This is a genomic window from Tritonibacter multivorans, assembly GCF_001458415.1.
Classification (GTDB): Bacteria; Pseudomonadota; Alphaproteobacteria; order Rhodobacterales; family Rhodobacteraceae; genus Epibacterium; species Epibacterium multivorans.
On sequence record NZ_CYSD01000031.1, the window covers coordinates 12,993 to 34,146 of the forward strand.

At 59.2% G+C, this 21,154-nt stretch carries 18 protein-coding genes; 17 read left to right on the plus strand and 1 reads right to left on the minus strand.

All coding sequences use genetic code 11. From position 1 onward, the window contains the following. The first annotated feature begins 3 nt into the window (after positions 1–3). The 17 genes from TRM7557_RS09145 to TRM7557_RS09225 all read left to right on the plus strand — a co-directional run bounded on the left by TRM7557_RS09145 (position 4) and on the right by TRM7557_RS09225 (position 20,627). Entirely contained in the window at positions 4–1,455 is a 1,452-nt protein-coding gene (locus TRM7557_RS09145) for a type VI secretion system contractile sheath domain-containing protein (RefSeq protein WP_058289917.1), read from the plus strand. Continuing rightward, positions 1,456–1,848 (plus strand): GPW/gp25 family protein, encoded by a 393-nt coding sequence (locus tag TRM7557_RS09150; protein WP_058289918.1) that lies wholly within the window; start codon positions 1,456–1,458, stop codon positions 1,846–1,848. It begins immediately after the preceding gene. Continuing rightward, positions 1,848–3,629, plus strand: a complete 1,782-nt coding sequence (gene tssF / locus TRM7557_RS09155) for a type VI secretion system baseplate subunit TssF (RefSeq protein WP_058289919.1) — start codon at positions 1,848–1,850, stop codon at positions 3,627–3,629. Before TRM7557_RS09150 ends, tssF begins: the two co-directional genes overlap by 1 nt. Then, a complete protein-coding gene (locus TRM7557_RS09160; RefSeq protein ID WP_058289920.1) occupies positions 3,620–4,561 on the plus strand; it encodes a type VI secretion system baseplate subunit TssG in 942 nt (313 codons plus the stop codon). The genes tssF and TRM7557_RS09160 overlap by 10 nt, the downstream gene beginning before the upstream one ends. 12 nt (positions 4,562–4,573) lie before the next feature. After that, on the plus strand, positions 4,574–7,123 hold the full coding sequence (tssH, locus tag TRM7557_RS09165; protein WP_058289921.1) for a type VI secretion system ATPase TssH: 2,550 nt from the start codon (positions 4,574–4,576) through the stop codon (positions 7,121–7,123). Positions 7,124–7,274: 151 nt separating this feature from the next. Then, positions 7,275–7,871, plus strand: coding sequence for a substrate-binding periplasmic protein (locus TRM7557_RS09170; RefSeq protein ID WP_165592443.1), 597 nt, complete (start codon positions 7,275–7,277; stop codon positions 7,869–7,871). Continuing rightward, positions 7,850–8,809, plus strand: coding sequence for an FHA domain-containing protein (locus tag TRM7557_RS09175; protein WP_131727543.1), 960 nt, complete (start codon positions 7,850–7,852; stop codon positions 8,807–8,809). Before TRM7557_RS09170 ends, TRM7557_RS09175 begins: the two co-directional genes overlap by 22 nt. Continuing rightward, complete coding sequence (tssJ, locus tag TRM7557_RS09180; RefSeq protein WP_058289924.1) at positions 8,806–9,366, plus strand: type VI secretion system lipoprotein TssJ; 561 nt, start codon at positions 8,806–8,808, stop codon at positions 9,364–9,366. The genes TRM7557_RS09175 and tssJ overlap by 4 nt, the downstream gene beginning before the upstream one ends. After that, positions 9,363–10,685 (plus strand): type VI secretion system baseplate subunit TssK, encoded by a 1,323-nt coding sequence (gene tssK / locus TRM7557_RS09185; protein ID WP_058289925.1) that lies wholly within the window; start codon positions 9,363–9,365, stop codon positions 10,683–10,685. The genes tssJ and tssK overlap by 4 nt, the downstream gene beginning before the upstream one ends. 13 nt (positions 10,686–10,698) lie before the next feature. Beyond that, positions 10,699–11,586 carry a type IVB secretion system protein IcmH/DotU gene (icmH, locus tag TRM7557_RS09190; protein WP_058289926.1) on the plus strand — a complete coding sequence of 296 codons (888 nt, stop codon included), beginning with the start codon at positions 10,699–10,701 and terminating at the stop codon, positions 11,584–11,586. Continuing rightward, positions 11,583–15,242 carry an ImcF-related family protein gene (locus TRM7557_RS09195; RefSeq protein ID WP_058289927.1) on the plus strand — a complete coding sequence of 1,220 codons (3,660 nt, stop codon included), beginning with the start codon at positions 11,583–11,585 and terminating at the stop codon, positions 15,240–15,242. The genes icmH and TRM7557_RS09195 overlap by 4 nt, the downstream gene beginning before the upstream one ends. A 257-nt stretch (positions 15,243–15,499) precedes the next feature. After that, on the plus strand, positions 15,500–15,994 hold the full coding sequence (locus tag TRM7557_RS09200; protein ID WP_058289928.1) for a MarR family winged helix-turn-helix transcriptional regulator: 495 nt from the start codon (positions 15,500–15,502) through the stop codon (positions 15,992–15,994). 105 nt (positions 15,995–16,099) lie between these two features. Beyond that, entirely contained in the window at positions 16,100–17,239 is a 1,140-nt protein-coding gene (locus TRM7557_RS09205) for an ABC transporter substrate-binding protein (protein ID WP_058290018.1), read from the plus strand. Between the two features lie 50 nt (positions 17,240–17,289). Then, positions 17,290–18,210, plus strand: coding sequence for a branched-chain amino acid ABC transporter permease (locus TRM7557_RS09210; RefSeq protein ID WP_058289929.1), 921 nt, complete (start codon positions 17,290–17,292; stop codon positions 18,208–18,210). Then, the gene (locus TRM7557_RS09215) at positions 18,207–19,202 is read left to right on the plus strand and encodes a branched-chain amino acid ABC transporter permease (protein WP_058289930.1); all 996 of its coding nucleotides are present in this window, start codon (positions 18,207–18,209) and stop codon (positions 19,200–19,202) included. Before TRM7557_RS09210 ends, TRM7557_RS09215 begins: the two co-directional genes overlap by 4 nt. Next, positions 19,195–19,944 (plus strand): ABC transporter ATP-binding protein, encoded by a 750-nt coding sequence (locus tag TRM7557_RS09220; protein WP_058289931.1) that lies wholly within the window; start codon positions 19,195–19,197, stop codon positions 19,942–19,944. The genes TRM7557_RS09215 and TRM7557_RS09220 overlap by 8 nt, the downstream gene beginning before the upstream one ends. Next, positions 19,941–20,627 carry an ABC transporter ATP-binding protein gene (locus TRM7557_RS09225; RefSeq protein WP_058289932.1) on the plus strand — a complete coding sequence of 229 codons (687 nt, stop codon included), beginning with the start codon at positions 19,941–19,943 and terminating at the stop codon, positions 20,625–20,627. Before TRM7557_RS09220 ends, TRM7557_RS09225 begins: the two co-directional genes overlap by 4 nt. A 67-nt stretch (positions 20,628–20,694) precedes the next feature. On the opposite strand, the gene TRM7557_RS09230 is transcribed toward TRM7557_RS09225, so the two are convergent. Further along, positions 20,695–21,147 carry a CoxG family protein gene (locus TRM7557_RS09230; protein ID WP_058289933.1) on the minus strand — a complete coding sequence of 151 codons (453 nt, stop codon included), beginning with the start codon at positions 21,145–21,147 and terminating at the stop codon, positions 20,695–20,697. Positions 21,148–21,154: the final 7 nt, after the last annotated feature.

A 21,154-nucleotide genomic window follows, 5' to 3' on the forward strand; every position in this document is an offset into this window, starting at 1 on the left:
CTCTTGACGTCTTTGGACCCTGGCTTGAACCCAGAAGAAGACCTGTCTCCCGCGGTGCCCGGCGCACCGGGGGAGGCCCCGTTGAAGGGCACATCGGCTGAGGCCCTTCTCCTCGCGCGTCTGCGCGAGCGTTTTGGCACGTGTGAAGACCTGACCACGCATCTACGCCGCTTGGTTCTGGACATCGACGACGTGTTGAATGATCAGCTGAACGACGTGATAGAAGCGCCCAGCTTTCGTGAGCTGGAAGCGCGGTGGCGCGGCTTGGCCTCTGTGGTCTGGACCAAAGGTGTCGCCGCCGGCGCGGGCCCCAGCGCGGGACAGATCAAGATCAAGCTCTTGGACCTGAGCTGGGAAGAGCTGTCGCGCGATCTGCATTACACGGCTGATATCCGTCGCTCGGTTCTGTTTACCAAACTTGGCCGTCAAGAACTCGATACGCTGGGGGGCGAACCCTTTGGTGTGGCGATGATCGACCATGATCTGTCGATGAGCCTGGATACGGAATTTGACGATCTTTATACCGCGCAGCTGATCTGTTCTCTGGGCGAGGCTTGCATGTGCCCCATCCTCATGGGGGCAGGGCAAGACTTTTTCGGCGAAGGCGATGCCGCCTGGTTCACTGATGTGCGCCGTATTGGCAATATTCTGAACGGCGAAGACTACCGCGGCTGGCAGGCGCTGCGGGCTTTGCCAAACGCGCGGTTTCTGGGGCTGGTGGTCAATCGCACCCAGCTGCGTGGACCCTATCAGGATCTTGACCTTGGGTTTCGGTTCCACCAATGGCCCAGCCAGAGCGATGGGGTCTGGGGCTGTGCGGCCTATGATCTGTTGCGCAGCATCCTTGCAGAATACCGCCGCTGTGCGTGGTTTGGCTTTCTGAAACTGGTGAGCAATGAGCCCGGCGTCGGAGCTGTGTTGGAACCCACACAAAACCCGCTGCCCAAGGGATGCGCGCGCAAGTCACGGACAACGGTGCGCATGACCCGCCCGCTGGCCTTGGCCTATTCCGAACTGGGTTTTATCGCTTTGGCGGAAAGCACCAAAAACAATCTGCTGTATTTCGTCGGCAACCGCACAGTGGTGGACTGCAAAGGTTCTGCCAATCAGGCGGTTGTTACGCAGCTGCAGTCGGTGATGAACGCCTGCCGGATCGTCCACTTTGTGAAAGTGCAGATCCGATCGCTGATCGGCCAAGTGAAATCTGCCTCTGAATGCGAGGCGATCCTGAATAACTGGTTTGACCCCTATGTTTCGCCCTCGTCCTCTTCGACGGAATTGCAGGCGCGCTATCCACTGCAGGGGGCGCGCATTCGCGTGACAGAAAGCCCCAATGACGCGGCGCGCTTCCTCTGCGAGGTCGTGGTGCGGCCGCAATATCAAATTGATGAGGTCATGGGCGATATTCAGCTGCAGACCGACTTTGGGGCGCGCAGCCTCGGCGAGGTGGCCTAGATGAGTTTTGCTTCAGCCTTTCTGTCGCCCTTGGATGATGATCTGGAAACACGTGTCGAAGACAATGTACAGGCGCTGTTGCAGGCGGTTGTCCCTGAACCCGCCACGAGCCCGGCGCTGCCCAATGTGCGCCAGTCCAATCTTTGCTTTGGTGTGCCAATGACTTGGGCTCTGGCCGAAGGGCGCGAAAGTCGTCAAACGCGCACCGCATTGAAAACACGCCTGTCTGCCTTCGAGCCGCGCCTGACCGCGATCTCGGACATTGAGCTGAGCGAAGATGAAGACCAAAACACCGTGACCTTTCAGGTTGCCGGCCGCATTGAAGGCGGTGAACCGGTCGAAATAGAAACGCGCATGTCCCGTCTGGACCAGCACGTGGAGGAGGGGCGCTAATGGACCGCATTGTTCAGTATTTCGAGACCGAGCTCGACTATATGCGCCGCGCGTTCGAAGGGTTCGAGCAAAGCCACCCCCAGAAGGCCAAGGCGCTGGGAATTTCGGCCGGTCGCAGCAGTGATCCGGATGTGCAGCGTTTGTCGGATTCTCTGGCGCTTCATGCGGCGCGTCTGTCCAAGCGTATGGACGACACCCTGCCGGAAACCGCGCTGGATCTGATGCGCATTCTGGCCCCGACATTCCTTCTTGGTGCCCCAAGTTACGCTGCAGTGAAGCTTGCAGGTGATGCCGGTCAGTTTGCCGATGCGATGACTTTGAAGGCAGGCACCGACCTGCCGATCTACATGGGCGATGACAGCCCACATTGCCGCTTTTCTGCCGCGCGCGATGTCAGATTGAACCCCATCTCGGTCACCAATGTTCGGTTGGAACGCGCGCCTTTGGCGTTTGATGTGCCGTCTGCGGTGCGCGGCTGCGAGGCGGCGTTGTGCGTGACCTTAGCGCCCTTGGATGCGGGACAGAGCTTTGCGGATCTTGGCCTCGAGGCGCTGGAACTTTATGTTGCGGCCCAAGGGGGGCGCAAACAGCGCCTCATCGAGGTTCTGAGCAGCGAAGTCCTTGGATTTGCCTATGCCGCGACCGAGGGGCGCGCGGCTTTTGACAGCTGGCCACTGGAGCAGAGCCGCTTTGACCTTGTTATGCATGGCGATGCGCGCACGTTCTTGCCGCGTCCCGGCACCCAAGCGCCAGCCCTGTCGCGGCTGCGCGATTTTCTGGCCTATCCCGACAAAGCGGCGTTCTTCCGGCTGGACGGGACAGACGCTGGTTTCGCGAAGGTCACGGGCCCGGTTGAACTGCGGTTCTTCCTGACGGGGGAGGGCGGCAAGCTTCTGGGCGAAGTGGCAAACGGCGATATTGAGACCAATGTGGTGCCGGTGGTGAACCTTTTTGTCGATCAGTCGCGGCCGGTGCGATACGACTATGCCCGAGCGCAAGTTCCGGTGCTGCCGATGTCCAGCGCGCATATGACCGTAGAAACCCTGCAGATCCGCGACCTGCGGCATCTATCGCCCGAAGGCGAACATGTTCTGCCAGAAATCACCTCACCGCAGCGCCGCCGTGGCGATGGCCTGCCCGCCTGGCAGGAACGGTTCGAGGTCGGCAGTTTTGAACCTGCCCGCCGCGAGGTGAGCTTTGCCACCACAGCCGACACGCCGCAAACGCTGGATTTTGTTGCCAGCCTTTACTGTTCCAATGGCTCAGCCGCCTGTGCGCCCCGTCCAGGATCAACGGTGTTCTTTGACGAAGATGCATTGGCGGAATGTCCTTTTGGCCTGCTTGGCGAACCAACTGTGCCTGTGTCGCCTGATATGTCGCCTGCGCGGCTTTGGGATGTGATGTCGATGATCAACGGCAATTTTGCCACCGTGTTTGATGCTGAAAACCCGGCGGAAGCCCTGAAAGAAATGCTGCATCTCTGTGCGCCGACAGGCTATGCGGACGCCGCCAATGCGATCTGGGACGTGAAAGTGACCCAATCGATCGCACCGGTCCATGTTGGCCGGAATGTCCTGCTGGCCGCTGGCAGCCAGATCGAAGTGGTCTTGGACAGCGAAGCGCTGCCGTTTGCCCGCAATGTCTTTGCCACCGCCTTGCATTTCGTATTCGCCGCCATGATCAGCTATGACCGTTTTTTCCAACTGAAACTGCGCGAACGCGGGCGGGCTGAACCGTTCAAGGTCTTCGACCGGCAGCACGGGAGCCAGACATGCGGCTGAGTGCGAAGAAAGACCCCCAACTGGTCGATCTGCCGCTGGTGCAGGCGATGCGCTTGCGCAATCCCGAGATCCTGCGCGCCCTGAACGAGGGGGCATTTGACCCCTTTCCCGATGGCACCACAGCGCCAGAGGACAGCAGTCTGGCCAAGAACAGTGGCCTGTCGGATGTGGCACTGGTGGGGGGCGCATTAAACAGTTTTGACAGTGCTCTGCCGGATCATATCCAAGATGCTTTGCAGCAAGGATTGCACGCTGATGACGACGGGATGCAGGCATTTTTTGCCTTATTTGATCGACGGCTGATGCAGCTGCGTGTCCGCGCAGAACAGGCTGCTGTGCTGGTTGCCACGCAGGACCATGCCGGACAGCAAGCGGCCAGCGTGCTGGATCGTCTGGCCCGTCTGGTGAAACAGGACGGAAGTGATCCACGTTTCATTCAGGTGCTTGCTCCGCTGTTGTCGCGGGCGCGCACGTTGGAAGGTCTGCGAGAAATGGTGTCTTGGTGGTGCGGGCGTCCCGTCGAAGTCACCGCCGACTTTAGCCACAAGCTGCCAATTGATCCCGACTGCCGCACCCGTCTGTCCGCGCAGCCGCACCCAAGCGCGGCGCTGGGACGCGGCGCACTTTTAGGCGCGTCGGGGCATACGCCAATGGGGCGGGTGTCGGTTGAAATCACCTGTATGGACCGCGCGGACCTGGATGCGCTGACGCAGGACAGCGCGCTTTTGCTGGAATTGCAGGCGGTGATTGCGCAATACATGCGCGATCCCGTTCCTGTCACCTTGTTTGCCGATGTGGCCCGCGCCCATCTGGACGCGCCGCGCCTGTCGGCCAGCGCCGGGGCTGCGCGCCTTGGCACCTATTCGATTTTGCAACCCGAGCGCCGCACTGACGCGCGCTCGGCCATCAAACTTGCCGGAATTCTTTCATAAGGGATCACCACATTGGCCAGCCTGACCAAACTTGTCGCACGACTGTCGCCTGAACTTCGCAACGCGCTGGAAAGCGGCGTGGGCGAGGCGATCAAACGCAAAGCCGCCGCGGTTGAGACCGCCCATTGGCTGTTCCACATCATCTTTGGGTCGGACAGTGATCTTCAGGCCTTTCTTGAAGGGCAGGGCGTACAGATGAGCGATCTGCAGGCCGAGCTGGAGCGCGCCATGCCCATGGGCGCGGGCGAGGGCGGCAAGCAGCCAACTATTTCTGGGTCGGTGACCAAACTGATCGAGCAGGCCTGGCTTTTGGCCTCTGTTGAACTGAACCTTGGCCAGATTACGCCCGAAGTGTTCCTGCTGGCCACGCAACAACCCAATGCGCTTGGTGTTCGCGCCGAAGCACTGGCAGCGCTGAAACCTATGTCCACCGATGCGCTGCAGGCCTTCTGCACCGAGCGTGGCAAATCTGTCCCCGCGGCGGCCAGCGGTGGCGCGGCAGCGGCCGCGCCTGTGGATGGCACAGCGCTTGAGAAATATACTGTGAACCTGACCGAACTGGCCCGCAAAGGCGAGCTGGACACGGTTCTGGGCCGCACCAACGAGGTCGCCAAGGCCATCGATGTGCTGCTGCGCAAGCGCCAGAACAACCCGATCCTGCTGGGCGCGCCGGGCGTGGGTAAAACCGCTGTGGTCGAAGGGCTGGCGCAGAAGATCGCCGCTGGCGAAGTGCCGGATCAGCTGAAAGGCGCGGATCTGGTCAGCCTCGATATGGGTCTGCTGCAGGCGGGCGCGAGCGTGAAGGGCGAATTCGAAGAGCGCCTGAAAAACGTGATCAAAGAGGTTCAGGCCTCCGACACGCCGATCATTGTTTTCATCGATGAGGCTCACACCATGATTGGCGCAGGCGGCACCGAAGGGCAGAACGATGCGGCCAATCTGCTGAAGCCCGCGCTCGCACGCGGCGAGTTCCGCACCGTGGCGGCGACCACCTTTGCCGAATACAAAAAATATTTTGAAAAAGACCCGGCACTGTCGCGTCGCTTCCAGCCGATCACCATTGATGAGCCGGGCCGCGATGCCGCTGTCAACATCCTGCGCGCGGTGTCCGAAGGGTTGAGCAAGCACCATGATGTGTTTGTCCGCGAAGAGGCGATCAAGGCGGCCGTTGATCTGTCGATCCGCTTCATGCCCTCGCGCCGCCTGCCGGACAAGGCGATCAGCCTGATGGACACCGCCTGCGCCCGCGTGGCCCTGTCGCAGCACGCCCGCCCCGCCCAGATCGAAGGGCTGGAGGAAGAGCTGCGGTTTGTGGAGGCCGAGCTGGAGAAATCCACCTCGGACGCGCGTATGTTTGGCGATCCGGAATTCGATGCCTCGACCCTGAATGAGGACATCGACAATCTGAAAACCACGCTCGCGGACCGGATTTCCATGTGGGAAGACCAGAAGGAAAAGGTTTCACTGCGCCTTGAGGCCGCGCGCACCGCGCTAGAAGCGGGCGAACAGGCCGAAGTTGCCGCGGAGGAAGACGAAGACATCATCGTGCACCCCTGGGTGACCGGCGCGACCGTGGCCGAGGTTGTGGCCGACTGGACCGGCGTGCCGATCGCCAATCTGGGCGCCAGCGAGGCAGAGCGTCTGCTCGCGCTGGAAGACACCTTGAAGCAGCGGGTCATTGGTCAGGATGCGGCGATTGAATCCATCGCCAAATCACTGAAAATCTCGCGCGCCGGTCTGACCGATACGCGCAAGCCCATTGGCGTGTTCATGATGTGTGGCCCCTCTGGTGTGGGCAAGACAGAAACCGCGCTGGCCATTGCCGATCAGTTCTTTGGCGGCGAAGATGCGGTGACCACGATCAATATGACCGAGTTCAAAGAGGCGCATAAAGTGTCCATGCTGCTGGGGGCGGCTGCGGGTTATGTGGGCTATGGCAAAGGCGGGGTTCTGACCGAAGCCGTGCGCCGCCGCCCCTATAGCGTGCTGCTTCTTGATGAGATGGAGAAGGCGCACCGCGAAATTCAGGACGTGTTTTTCCAGATTTTCGACAAGGGCCACATCAGTGACAGCGAAGGCAACGACGTAGATTTCCGAAATACAATCATCATCATGACTTCGAACGCCGGGGGCGAAGAGATCCGTGATTTTGTTGATGCCGCTGGCCGTGACCCAAGTCCGGAAGAGCTGAATGACCACCTGCGTCCGCTGCTGCTGGATCATTTCAGCCCGGCTTTCATCGGCCGTACCGAGCTGATCGCCTATCGACCGCTGACGCCTGAAGTGGGGGCAAAACTGACCGAGATCCACCTCAACCGCATTAAAAAGCGCATCAAAGCCCAATATGGCGCAAGCTTTAACTGGGAAGCGAGCTTTGTCGACTATGTTGTAAGTGCGAATTCCGACCCGTTGTCGGGCGGGCGTGCTCTGGAAGCAATCATAAATAAAAACTTCCTGCCGCGGCTCGCCGAAGAGTGTATCAACAGGGTAATTGAGGATAAACCGCTTGAAGCTATTACCGTGTCACACGATGGCGCGGACGTGGTTTTGAAAATGGAATAAGACGTCAGAAAAAAGACGCTGGAGACGAGCAATGCGCATCAGAAGATGCCTAGGATATATCGCTGCATTTGCGATTGGATGGACAGGAACAGCCCAGGCGCAAAGCGCGCCTGTGTTGCGTCTGGCGACACAATCTTTGCCGCCCTACCAAATGCTGGACGGTGGCGATATGACCGGCGTCGCGGTCGAGCGCGTGAAATGTGCGCTCGACAAGATGAACATTCCTTACGAATTCCATATGACCAGCTGGTCACGGGCGCAATTGGGCACGGAAACGGGCCGGTTTGATGGGTTCTTCGTGGGCTCGTCCAACAAAAACCGGGCGCGATATGCGGTGCCGTCTTCGCCGGTGGTGTCAGAAGATCTGGCATGGTACCTGCCGCTGAATTCCGACATCGACCCCAATGAACCAGCAGATGCGCTCAGCGCGCGCTACAGTGCAAAATTTGCCACCTCCAAATGGCGGTACCTGCACCGCAATGGCTACAATGTGGTCATGCGCCCACGCGATGCGGCGTCGCTGTTGAACATGTTGGTCACTGGCGACATTGATGCGGCGCTGGAGTATGAGTTGATCTTTGCTCACTTCATGGAGGAACGCGGCCTGACCGAGGCGCAGTTCCGGAAAATTCCCTTTCGCAGACAGGACATGCGGGTGCATTTTTCAAAAACTTACGTGAACGCAAACCCGCTCTTTCTGGGGCGGTTTGATGATATGATGAAGCTGTGCCGGACGTTGGTGAAATGAGCCTGAGCCTGCAACTGATCCAGATCCCCGACACCGAAACGGTCACCAAGCGGGAATATTACCCCGAGGGCGATCTGTTTGAGATTGGCCGCGATTTCGATGCGGATATTTGCCTGCCAGACATGAGCGGGAAAATGTCGCGTCGTCACCTTCGCCTGACCCGTCAGGGTGTGGTTTACAGCGTGATCGATATCTCCTCCAATGGCGCAGAGCTGAACAATACGTCCATGCCGCGCAACGAGCCGCAGGTTCTGCGCGATGGCGATGTGCTGAGCTTCGCGGGCTACAAGATCCTTCTTGGGATTTTCAAAGACCTCGCCCCAGAACCGCAGCCCGCCATGAACAGTGAACGCCCGAAACCACAAGCGGTTTTCTCGGCCATTCGACGCGCCAATGGCGAAGCGGAGATGGAGCCGATGTTGGCCAATGAAGACGTCGAAGAAATGTCTGCCGAACCCGAACGTGGGTTTTCAGAAACCGTGGTGGATTTGGACGAAGACCTGATGTTCGACCCCTTTGCCGATGGCCCAGAGCTGCGTGAAAACAACGAAGCCCAACGCCAGTTCAAAAAAACCACAAGCGGGTATTTTGAGGACTACGAAGAACACGAAGCCGAAACAATCGAAGCCACCCCGACCAGCGGGCGCACGGCATTGCCGCGTCCCTATCGGGGCACAAGCGAGCTCGATGCCCGCCTGCGGGGGTTCACCTATCAAGAGCATGCATTGAAAGCGGTTGAAAAAGCGCTGGATCGCTTCCTGGATGAGGTGGACCCGAACCTTCTTGAAGACGACTACAAAGAATTCATCCCGCGCCTCTTGCAGCGTAAGAAGCGCTATTGGGGCATTCACCGTCGTCAGTTCTCGAAGAAGAAAACAAGCGGCGAATACCGGCGCATGTTCCTGGCGCTCTTTGCAGAGGAAATGCGCAAACAATGACCGTTTTGTCCCGATCCCTGATCCCGGCCGTAGCTGTTTTGGCGGCCTGCGCGGCGGAACCCGAAGCCCCCATGCCCGTCAACAAGACGCTGAGCGTGCAGGCAGGCCCCAATGTGAACCAATACAACAATGCGGCAAACCCCGTGGTGCTGCGGCTTTATCAACTCAGCAGCCGCACTGAATTTGAGGACGCGGATTTCTGGCAGATCTTCAACAATTCCTCACCGGATCTGGCGGGTGTGGTGTTGGACCAACGCAGCCTTTCGCCGCTCTATCCCGGTGAAACGCGACTGGTGGCGTTCGATCTGGAACCGGATGTGTTCTACCTCGGTGCATTTGCCGAATTCGCAGATTATGAAACCCAGCGCTATGCTCATGCGGTGCCCATCGATGCCGAAACCCTGGACGAAGGCGTGACCGTTTCTGTCACCTCATCAGGTGTGGCCGTGCAATACCGCGCGTCAAACCAACCCGAAGACGAGGCACGCGCAACCGGCGCGCCTGATGTTGGTGTTGTCAAATCTCTTTGGGGCAAGCTTTTCGGAGGTGGCGAATGACCACAGGTTCTGTCGTCTGGAGCGAAGGCATGTTCATCGCGCCGCAGCATTTCCAGCATGCGGATACAGCCGCGCGTCGCTATGTGGACGAGATTGCGCAGCTTGACCTGACGGCCGGTGACTTTGGCGTCAGCGAGCTCGAGCTCAATGCAGACGCACTCAAAATCGGCAAAGTGGCCGTGCGCGCCGCGGCGGGTGTTTTTCCCGACAGGTTGTTCTTCCGCCTGGCGCAGGAACTGGTGTTGGACATTCCGGATGGGCTGGTTGACGAAACAGTGCATCTTGCCGTGCCATTGGCCGTCGCGGGCACAGCCTTGTTTGGCCAGGAAGGGGGCGTTTCGCGGATGTTGAAACGCCAGTCAGAGCTGCGTGATGTGAACGATCCGGACAATACCCCCGTCGCGGCAGAGCTCGCGGATGTCGGGGCCTGCCTGCTGCTGGGCAAGATGGATTTTTCCGGTTATGCCACCATTCCGATCGCGCGGATTTTGGAAAAAACCTCGGAAGGACAAGTGGTTCTGGACCGTTCCTTTGTGCCGCATGCGCTGCGGATTGCGGCCGCGCCGGTGATGATGGAACGTCTCGCCGAAGTTGTGTCGCTGGCGCGCGTGCGGGCGGCAAATGCTGCGGGACGCGTGGCCAGTCAGGCGGGCACCCGCAGTGACGCCAGCCTGATGACCGAACGGATGGAATTGCAGATCCTGAACAAATGGCTGTTGGTGCTGCAAAATGACCAACGCAGCGGTGCCATCAACCCGCGCCGTCTGTTTCTGAACCTGGCGTCCTTGTCGGTGGAATTGGATGTCATTCTTGGCAAAGCCACCTCCGAGACGCTGGTCTATGACGCCAACCGCATGGGCGCGTGTTTTGAGGCGCTCTGGTCCGATTTGCGCCGCAAGCTGACGCTTGAAAAACCGGCCAGCGTGGAAGCGCTCAGCTGGAACACGGAGCTGTTTGAAAAACGCCGTGTTCTGCGCCTCGTGATCCCGCAGCGTCTGCTGCAAGAAGGTCGACGCCCGGTTCTGGCGCTCAGCGCGCCGGATGCAGGCACCCCGCTGTCCGAGCTTGCGCCGCTGGCCTGTAAGCTCGCGGGGTTGTCGGCAATGCCCGATCTTGTGTCGCGCGGCTTGCCGGGGGTGGAACTGACCCCGTTGCAGGTGGCGCCTGCAGAATTGCGCGCGCGTGCCGATGCCGCGTTTTTTGCAATCAACACCAATAGCGAACACTGGCAGAGCTATATTGGCAAACGCGAGGCACTGGCCCTGCATGTGGACGACCGCATCCGGCGGGTTGAGGCCACGCTCTATATGATCGACTGAGGCCCTTGGCGAGATGACGCAGCACGCATCAAAAATCACGCAGCTTCCGACGCTGACGCTGACACCACAAGGTGTGGCGGGCGAGGCGCATACGCTGCGGCGATTGGCGACTGTTTCCAGCAGTGATCTGCAGGTTCTTGACCGGGCGCTGGCGAACTACAAGGGCTCGCGCAATCAGCTGGTCAATGCCTCGGCGGATCTGCTGGCGGTCTGCGGCACACTGGCACGGGTCGAACCAACAGGGGACATGAACCCCACCCGGATGGAGCTGTCCCGCGCCATTATCGACCTGAAATATAAGGTCGCGCAGCTGGACTACCCCCCGGCGGTGGCAGAAAACCTGTGCCTGCTGTTTGCCATTGCCTTGGATGAATTCATCCTTGTCAGCGATTGGGGCGAAGACTGTGGTTGGGAAAATCGCACCCTTGTCGCGGACCTGTTTGGATTTCGCGATGGCGGCGACCGGTTTTATCAGATCGCGGACCGCGCTTTGATGCAGCCCCGCGCGTTGCGGGAATTTCTGGAGATTGTCTATATCTTCCTGAAGCTTGGCTATCGCGGGAAATACACCAGAGGCAGTGAACACGAACGTGACCGACTTGTGGCACGGCTCGAGACAGCGATGAAGCTGCTGCCGGTCGACCAAGAGGTCAAGCCGATGGGGCGGGCCATCAAACAGACGCGGGCGCCTGCCCGACAGATCAGCCTGCGCCGCAAACTGGGTGCTGCGGGCCTTTGCCTTGTGATGATCACGGTCGTGGTCTGGGGGTTGCGCTGGCAGCAGGAAGCCGCGTTTTATTCCGAATTCCAAAAACAACGCGCAACGGCGCAAAATGAGGCCGCGACCGATTTCGTCTTCTCCAGCGAAACCGGCTCCGTCGCAGAAATACCCCGCGAATGACCAAAACTGCTTACATCAAACTCGGCCTTGCACTTCTGGCTGTGGCTCTGCTCGCGCAGCTGGGCTGGCTTTTCTATGTCTGGCTGGCAGGGGGCGCTTTTGGGCTAGGGAAGCTCATTTGGCTGGGGCTGGTTCTGCTGGTTTCCATCGCGGCAACTGTGCTGACAGTGCTGTATCGCAAGGCGATCTGGCAGCGTGATCCGCAGGCGGACCGACTGCGCGCGCTTAACTTGGCGGCGCGGCAACAGTTCAAACAGATCCGTGCGCGCGCGCGCAGTATTGACCGCAACCTGAATAACACGCCCTGGCATCTCTTCCTAGCCATGCAAAAGCAGGACAGCGCCACTGTAATGGCCGAATTGGGCTATGTGGCTTTTGGCGATCCTGTGGTGGACAAGGGCTTGGTGTTCACAACTTGGACCTCGCCCACCGCGGTTGCTTACCGGGTCGAGATCGAGGGCGGGACCGATCTGTCTTTTGATCTCCTGGACGCGGTTCTCCGCCAGTTGTTCCGCCTGCGCCCCAATCTGGCACTGAATGCCGCCTTCGTCGAGTACGAGCTGGCCAGCCTGATGCAGACCACCGCCACAGAAACCGCAAACCTCGCCACGATGAACCGCATCCTCAATGTGGCTGCGGAGCGGTTTGGCTTGGATCTGCCAGTGCATGTCGCCCTGAGCGGTCTGAACCAATTGCCTGATCTGGCGCGCGCCGCGCTGTTGACGGGGCACTTGGGCGATGGGGTGATTTTTGGCGGCTTTCTGTCCGACGACGAACCCGACATTGCGGTTCGGGTCGATAAGCTGTTTGACGAACTGGTCCAAAGCCTGAGCGCAGCACAGTTCAATGCGCTTCAGAAGCAGATGCTGCCGGAGTTCTCAACGGCTTTGGTCAATGCGCCATTCCAGTTGTCGATGCTGCAAACCCAACTCAAGACCCGAATGGCAGCCTTGGCCCGTGCCCTGCCACCGCGGCAGAAGGTCCTGAACCTGCAGAGCATTGTTTTCATTGGCGCGCGGGACACTATGGATGCCGTTGATCCATTGACCCAGGTGACCGGTCCGCGGTTCTTCACGGCGACGCCGCAGTCTGCAAGCGCGCCCTCTACCGGCGACAGTGTCACCACAGAAAACGCAGGGCTTTTGGCCGCGGCCTATCACCGCGAAGGGTTTTTGGTGCCGCCAAACAAGCGTCAAACCCTGCGACAGTCCATGAATGCTGGGGTGTGGACCTTGGGGCTCTGCGCGCTTGTAGGGGGCTTCGGATTTGCGGTCTGGCAGAACTACCGGGCCTATTCGGCAGTGAATGCGCAGATGGAGGCCGTCTTTGATGGGTATTTCGCGTCGCTCAGCGGTGTGACAACGGATTCCGATTTCCTTGTCGAACGCGTTCTGAAGCTGCAACCGGTTCGCGATGGTCTGATGGCCTATGCGCCCCTTGATGCGCAGCGGTTCCGCCGGTTCTTGCCCAACCCCTCGCATGAGGATCTTTATCGCGGCCTTTATGAAGAAGAGCTGACGCAAGGCCTGCAGGAAGCGCTGATCAGTTTCCTAGAAAAAGATATCTTTGCCTATAATTCCGTGGCGGACGGGGTGGAGCTGGTCCAGCTTGCCTCGGTCGAGGCGCAGCTGTTTACGGACCAACGCCGTTTTTCGGAAGAGCTGACAGATTATTTTGCCGATGGGCTTGCTGAAGAAGGCGAAGTGTCCGGTGCGTTCCAAACGCAGTTTCGGTCCACATTGGGGGATCTTTTTGCCTTGAACCGACCGCCGGCTGCGCGCAATGAAGATCTGCGCGCGGTTGTGGGCAAGACGCTGGCGGGGCTCGATACGGCGGATCTGCTGTATCAGGCTTTGATGCGCCGCAGCGATTACGCAGAGCGTCAGGATCTTCGGCAATTGATCGGGCCGCGCTTTTTCGAAGTGTTTGACCCGATGCGCGATGCCGAAGTGTATCTGGTACCGCGCGGGTTTACCCGCGCAGGGTTTGACCAGCTGTTTGAAGACGGTGAAATGCCGGATCTTGCGCAGATGGTGAACCGCTATGAAACGGTGATCGGGGAATTGGACTCTGCCAAGGAAAACGCGATCCTGCGCAGTGTGGCCCAACGGTATACGGCCGATTACATCGCCAAATGGAGCGCCTTCATCGATCAGCTGGAGTTGCGCACGGCCAAGGATTGGGGGGATGCCCAGATCCTTATGCAGGCCCTGACCAATCCATCTGAGAACCCGATTGATCGCCTTGTTGCCGCGGTGGGCGAAAACACCGACATAGCTGTTTTTCTGCCGACCGTTCCAACCGGCGAAGAGGGCGAAGAAACCGTGCCGCAGCTTGCGCCGGCCTCCACCAGTGCAGAGGCCGCAACCGCCTATAATATCCGCTCTGCGTTCCGCACCTATCTGGAGGCACTGCGCAAAGAGCCCGGCGCTCAGAACCAATTTGACCTGTTCCTTGGCTATGCCCGCGATGTGACCCTTTGGCTGGACGAGGCGGCAACCGCATCCAATGGCGCGGGCAGTTTCCTGTTTGAACAGTTTAAGGCCGCAGAGGCGGCAAACCCGCTGGCGGTGCTCAATGGGTTTGTGCTGCGATCCGAACTCGACATTATTCGGAACTTTGGTCGCGAGATCGTCGCAACCCTTGATGCGCGCGCGATGCAATATGTCTATGATCACATCGACAGCCAATGGCAGCGCGAGATCCTGACGCCGCATGGCGCGAACCTGACACAGGCCTATCCGTTCAATCCCGAAAGCAGCCGTGACTTCCCGCTGTCTGAGTTTGTCGAACTCTTTGGGGCCGAAGGCAAACTGGCGGTTTTTGAAGCAACCTATCTGTCCCCTTTCCAAAGCCAGTCTGGCAGTTACCAACCGCGGGCAAGCTTTGTCCTGACCGGAAATGCGGATCTGGCGCAGCGGGCAAAACGCACGTTTGAACGGTTCCGTCAAATGTCCGAAACCCTGTTTGTGGACGGCAATTCGCATTTGGAGTTCGAGCTGCGCACCGGGTATATGTCCAGTGATTTCAGCCGTATGGAAGTGACCTCGGGCATTACGCTCTATCAATTCCGGCATGGACCGGTGGTCTGGAGCGAACAGGCCTGGCCGGTCACAGGGCTGCAGGACAGCGACCTGACCTTGCGGATTTTCAACCGTTCGCGTGCGGTTATGAACCGGACGTTTACCGGTCCGTGGTCGTGGTTCAGATTGGTGCAATCCGGGTCTGTTGGCCTGAACCCGTCGCTGGGGCTGGCCGAGACGGTCTTTGACCTCGACAGTGGCACCGCGGGGCTGCAGCTGAATGTTGCAGAACGATATAACCCCTTCGCGCAAGGGTTCTTTTCCGACATTGCGCTGCCGACATCCCTGTTTGATGTGGATGCGGCGGATTTCTGGACCGAACCCGTTGCCGCAGCGCCTGTACCAGAAGCGCCGTCCGAGGCGCTTTTGAAGGCTTGGTTGCGGGGCGATCGGGAGGCCGAGACTATCCTTACGATTGAGTCTGGGCGGTCCCTGACAGCCGAAACCCGGCGTGCCATTCAGCTTCGGCTTCAGGCCACTGGATACTATCAAGGCCCCATAGATGGGATCATTGGCTATGCCACCCAACAGGCGCTTTTTGACTGGAGAGAGGCCCAGCCGGATCGTATCTGAGGTCCTGACCAACGCGCCTCAGCGGTCTATGTCCGCTGCATTGCCGGTGCTTTTGGGAGGGCTTTTTTTGATTTATCCGTCCGAATTGCCACGTCGGGCGGGTTTTTTCGCGCCCTAAGCTGCGGAAAAAGAACGCGTTTCCGAAGTTGAATTCAAATAAACTACAGACATGAAAATTTTACAATTGAAGTAATTTGGACGTGATGTACCCTTTTCCTGTGGCGACCTGTCGTCACCCAAGGGATCGAGGGTCAGGAATGAACGCCGCACATGCTGCCAAAGGTCTGCAAGATCGCCGGGACAGTGAGACGTCCAAAACCCGGCTGCGTGTTTGGCTGCGCCTGCTGAAGGCAAGCCGCTACATCGAAGACGAGCTGCGCCGCAAACTGCGCGAGGACTGCAATTGGACCTTAAGCCGATTTGATGTGATGGCGGCCCTTGCGCGCACCCCCGACGGACTGAAAATGACCGAGATTTCGCAGCGCTTGCGGGTCTCCAACGGCAATGTGACCAGCATTGTCGACAAACTCACCGAAGACGCGCTTGCCCGGCGGGTGCCCGCACCCGGTGACCGACGCGCGCATTTGGTGCAGCTGACGGCGGAAGGCGAAACCCGCTTTGCCGAGGTCGCCGCCCGCCACGAGGCTTGGGTGAACACGCTTCTCAGCGGCTTGTCGGCGGAGGACGCGCAGGCGCTTGCGCTTCATCTTGGCCAGTTGCCAACACGGCCGGAAGCGGAGCAGGGATCCTGACTCCCCCTTTCGGCGGAAACGACGTGCTGTGGCCATTTAGGCCGCCGCCAAAAAACGCCAAAAACGCCGAAAAGGCGCAGAATGAAAGCGAACAAGGAGGACAAAATGAAGACAAGTTTCAAAGTGATTTCTACCGTTCTGGCAACGGCGCTATCTGCGTCTGTTGCCATGGCTGAAACCAAGGTTGGCATGATCACCACACTGTCCGGGGGCGGCGCTGGCCTTGGGATTGATGTGCGCGACGGCTTTATGCTGGCAATCAGCCAGTCCGGCCGCGATGACATCGAAGTTGTGATCGAAGACGACCAGCGCAAACCAGACGTTGCCGTGCAATTGGCGGACAAAATGGTGCAATCTGAAAAAGTCGACGTGCTGACCGGGATTATCTGGTCAAACCTCGCGATGGCTGTGGTGCCTTCGGTGACCGCACAGGGCAAGTTCTATCTGTCCCCAAACGCAGGGCCGTCGCAGCTGGCCGGTCGGGGCTGCAATCAGAACTACTTCAACGTGGCGTGGCAGAACGATAATCTGCACGAAGGCGCGGGCGCTTATGCGAACGGAGCAGGGTACCAGAAGACATTTATCCTCGCCCCGAATTACCCGGCCGGCAAGGATGCGCTCACCGGTTACAAACGGTTTTTCAAAGGTGATCTGGCGGGCGAGCTTTACACCAAACTTGGCCAGACCGACTACGCGGCTGAAATTGCGCAGATCCGGGCCTCCGGCGCTGACAGCGTGTTCTTCTTCCTACCCGGCGGCATGGGAATTGCCTTCCTGAAGCAATATGCCGACAGCGGTGTGGATCTGCCGGTTGTCGGGCCTGCGTTCTCCTTTGATCAGGGCATTCTTCAGGCGGTTGGCGATGCGGCACTCGGTGTTGTGAACACCTCTCAGTGGAACAAAGACATTGAGAACCCGACCAATGCGGCCTTTGTTGAAAGCTTCGCTGCGGAATATGGCCGTCTGCCGTCGCTCTATGCGAGCCAGGGGTTCGATACAGCCAACCTGTTGATCTCCGCCTTGGAAAAAGCCGACGTATCTGACGCGGATGCCTTCCGGGCAGCGCTCAAAGCGGCAGAGTTCGACAGCACCCGTGGGGACTTTGCCTTTGGCAACAACCACCACCCGGTGCAGACGATCTACGCGCGCGAAGTGATCAAAGAAGGTGATGTCTTCACCAACAAGGTGATCGGTGTCGCGCTTGAAAACCACGCCGATGCTTACGCTGCTGAGTGCAAAATGTAACTGACTCTCCGGGGGCCTCTAGGCCCCCGGTCTGCGGCGGATAGACCCTCATGACATTTATTCTCTTTGCGGAGCAGGTCCTGAACGGCCTGCAGTTCGGGATCATGTTGTTCCTGATGGCGGCCGGTCTCACGCTGATCTTTGGCGTGATGGGGCTGATCAACCTCGCACATGGCTCCCTTTATATGATCGGCGCCTTTGCGGCGGCGGCGGTGGCTGGGCTCACCGGTTCGTTTGTGCTCGCTTTGATTGCTGCCCTCATGGCCGCAGCCATTGCGGGGGCCTTGGTGGAAATCCTTGTGATCCGCAGGCTCTATGACAAGGATCACCTCGATCAGGTGCTGGCGACCTTTGCCTTGATCCTGATCTTCTCGGAAGGCACGCGCTGGATTTTTGGATCCTTCCCGCTGTTCTTGAATATTCCCGACTATCTGTCTGGGCCTGTCACCCTTCCGGGCGGCATCCAATATCCGCTTTATCGTATTTCCCTGATTGTGGTCGGGCTGTTGGTGGCAGCCGGTCTGGGGCTGATGATCAGCCGCACCCGCATTGGTATCCAAATCCGAGCCGGTGAAAACGATCGTGAAATGATCGCAGCCCTCGGCGTTGATATCTCCCGCCTCTACACGCTTGTCTTTGCACTTGGTGCCGCACTTGCGGGCCTTGCCGGGGCGTTGGTGGGGGCCATTCAATCCGTTCAGGTTGGGATGGGCGAACCTGTTCTGATCCTTGCGTTTGTGGTGATCGTGATCGGGGGTATCGGCTCGATCAAAGGGGCGCTTATTGGCAGTCTGCTGGTCGGGCTGACGGATACCTTGGGAGGAATTTTCCTGCCGCAGCTTTTCAAACTGGTGATGGAGCCTTCGGCGGCAACCAATCTGGGGTCGGCGCTGGCGTCGATGGCGATTTACATTCTGATGGGCGCGGTGCTGATCTGGCGTCCCACTGGCCTGTTCGGAGCGCGCGCATGATCCGGGAACGCTACTTCAACATGGGTATCCTCGCGCTGTTGCTGGCCGTCCCGGCCTGGGCGCTGCTGGCGGATGAACCCTTTACCATTACGCTGATGACACGCGCGGTGGTGTTTGCACTTGCCGCCGTGGGGTTGAATATCGCGCTTGGGCTTGGCGGTTTGGTGAGCTTGGGCCATGCGGTGTTTTTCGGGCTTGGGGGCTATGCGATGGGCATTCTTGCCCATCACGCCCAAAGCTATACGCCCCTGATGGAGGCCCCTTTTCTGATCGAGGGCACAAAATCCATGCCTGTGATCTGGCTTGTCGCCGTGGTCATTTCGGCGCTGGCGGCTTTGGGAATTGGGCTTCTGAGCCTGCGCACGGCTGGCGCTTATTTTATTATGATCACTTTGGCCTTTGGGCAGATGTTCTATTTCTTTGCAATCAGTTGGCCGACCTATGGCGGCGAGGACGGCCTGGCGATCTATGTGCGCAATGGCTTTCCCGGGATCAATACGCTGGTCCCGGTGCAGTACTACGGCTTGTGTTTGGCGGTGCTGATCCTGGCCTTGATCCTCAGCGCGAAACTGGCGGCATCGCCCTTTGGCCTTGCGTTGAACGCCGCCCGCCAGGTGCCCCAGCGTCTGGAGACTGTGGGTCTTGACCCGCAACGGCTGAAGCTGATCGCCTTTGTCATTTCCGGCACTTTGACCGGCCTTGCCGGAGCTCTGTTTGCGGACCTCAACCGCTTTGTCAGCCCAACCATGTTCAGTTGGCAGCTGAGCGGCGAGATCATGATTTTTGTCATTATCGGCGGGGTTGGGCGGTTGTTTGGACCAGTGGTCGGGGCCCTTGTCTTTGTCGCTCTGGAACATGTCCTTGGCGGGCTCAGCGATTATTGGCACGTCTATTTGGGCTTTTTGTTGTTGGGAATTGTCCTGTTCAGTCGGGGTGGGTTGATCGGGTTGATCTGTGGGCCGGAAAAATTCGAGGAGCAGCGCAATGGGTGAAGCCATCCTCAAAACTCACAATCTGACCAAGGATTTCGGCGCGCTTCGGGCCAGCGACGCGGTTTCGATCGACCTGCGACCGGGCGAAATTCACGCTATTATCGGTCCAAATGGCGCTGGGAAATCAACGTTGATTGCTCAGATCTGTGGCAGCCTGACGCCGAGCGCGGGCAGTGTGGAATTCCTTGGCCAAGATGTGACACGCAAAACCACACGCGCCCGCGCCGGCATGGGGCTGGCGCGGACCTTTCAGATCTCGGCCTTGGCGATGGAAGACAGTGTCCTGCAAAACGCGCTGCTGGGTGCGCTTGGGGCGCATGGATCCCCTTGGCGGTTCTGGCGTGCCGCGATGGGCGACCGGGATCTGCGGGACCGTGCAGAGGCCGCATTGGCGCGCGTGGGTTTGCAGGATGCAATGTATCAACGCACTGGCGCGCTCAGCCATGGGCAAAGGCGCCAGCTTGAGGTGGCGGTTGCCCTGACGCTGGAGCCGCGCGCCTTTGTCATGGATGAACCCATGGCCGGGCTGGGCGCGCAGGGGTCCAAAACCCTGACCGGTTTCCTGGATAGCCTGCGCGAGCAAGCGCCGATCTTATTGGTAGAACATGACATGGATGCGGTCTTTGCCCTGGCCGATCGCATCAGTGTTCTGGTCTATGGCAAGATCATTGCGACGGGAACTGTTGACGAAATCCGCCGCGACCCGGCGGTGCAGGAAGCCTATTTGGGAGCGGAGGCATGAGCTTATTGTCAATTAGCAACCTCGAGGCCTCTTATGGCACAAGCCAAGCCCTGTTTGGGGTCAATCTGCACATCGACGAAGGCGAAGTTCTGGCCCTTATGGGCCGCAACGGCATGGGGAAATCGACAACCGTTAAGGCCATTTGCCGCATGATCGCGGCGACGGGAGGGCTGGCGTTTGCAGGTCAGGACCTCTCGCGTTTGCCAAGCCATCGTGCCGCGCAGCTTGGGATTGGTTTGGTGCCCGAAGGGCGGCGGTGCTTTGCTGACCTTACGGTCTATGAAAACCTAATCGCCGCTGCACGACCCGGCGCATGGGATTTTGCCAAAGTGACAGAGCTGTTCCCCCGGCTCGACGAACGGCGCGATCAGCGCGCCAAAACCCTGTCGGGAGGGGAACAGCAGATGCTGGCCATTGGGCGGGCCCTGATGACGAACCCCAAATTGTTGATCCTGGACGAAGCAACCGAGGGTCTGGCCCCAATCATTCGTCAGGAAATCTGGGCGGCGATTGCGCGCCTGAAGACCGAAACGGGGCTGTCCATCCTCGTCATCGACAAATCCCTGCGCGAATTGGGGACGGTCAGTGACCGGGCCGTGATCTTGGAGCGGGGCCGCGATGTTTGGTCGGGGGCTTTCCCGGACCTCAGCGCCGATATTGCAGGGCAGTATCTTGGTGTCTAACGGCCCTCAAAGGCCGCCAAGGCGGCGGCCTTTGTCGTGACCTGACATCGGTTTAGGCGGAAACGGCTTAGGCGGCAACGTCTTCGCTGAAGGTCGCCGCAAAGGATTTGAAAAACTTAGCGGCCAGTTTTTTGGCAGTGCTTTGGATCAGCCGGCTCCCCAGTTGCGCCAGCTTGCCGCCGATTTCGGCTTTGGCCGCGTAGCGCAAAATGGTGGTGTCCCCCTCTGGTGTCAGGGTCACCTCTGCGCCGCCTTTGGCGTGACCTGCCGTGCCCCCATTGCCCTGTCCGGTCAGCGAAAACGCCTCGGGTGCGCCGCTGGTGTCCAGCACAACATCACCGCCAAAGCGGGCTTTGACCGGTCCGACTTTCAAAACAACTTTGGCCTCCAGCTCTGTATCGCTGTGCTTGATCAACTCTTCACAGCCGGGGATACATTTCTGAAGCACCTCCGGGTCATTCAACGCGGCATAGACGCGGTCGAGCGGGGCTTCGATGACAATTTCGTCCGAGAGTTCCATGCTTAAT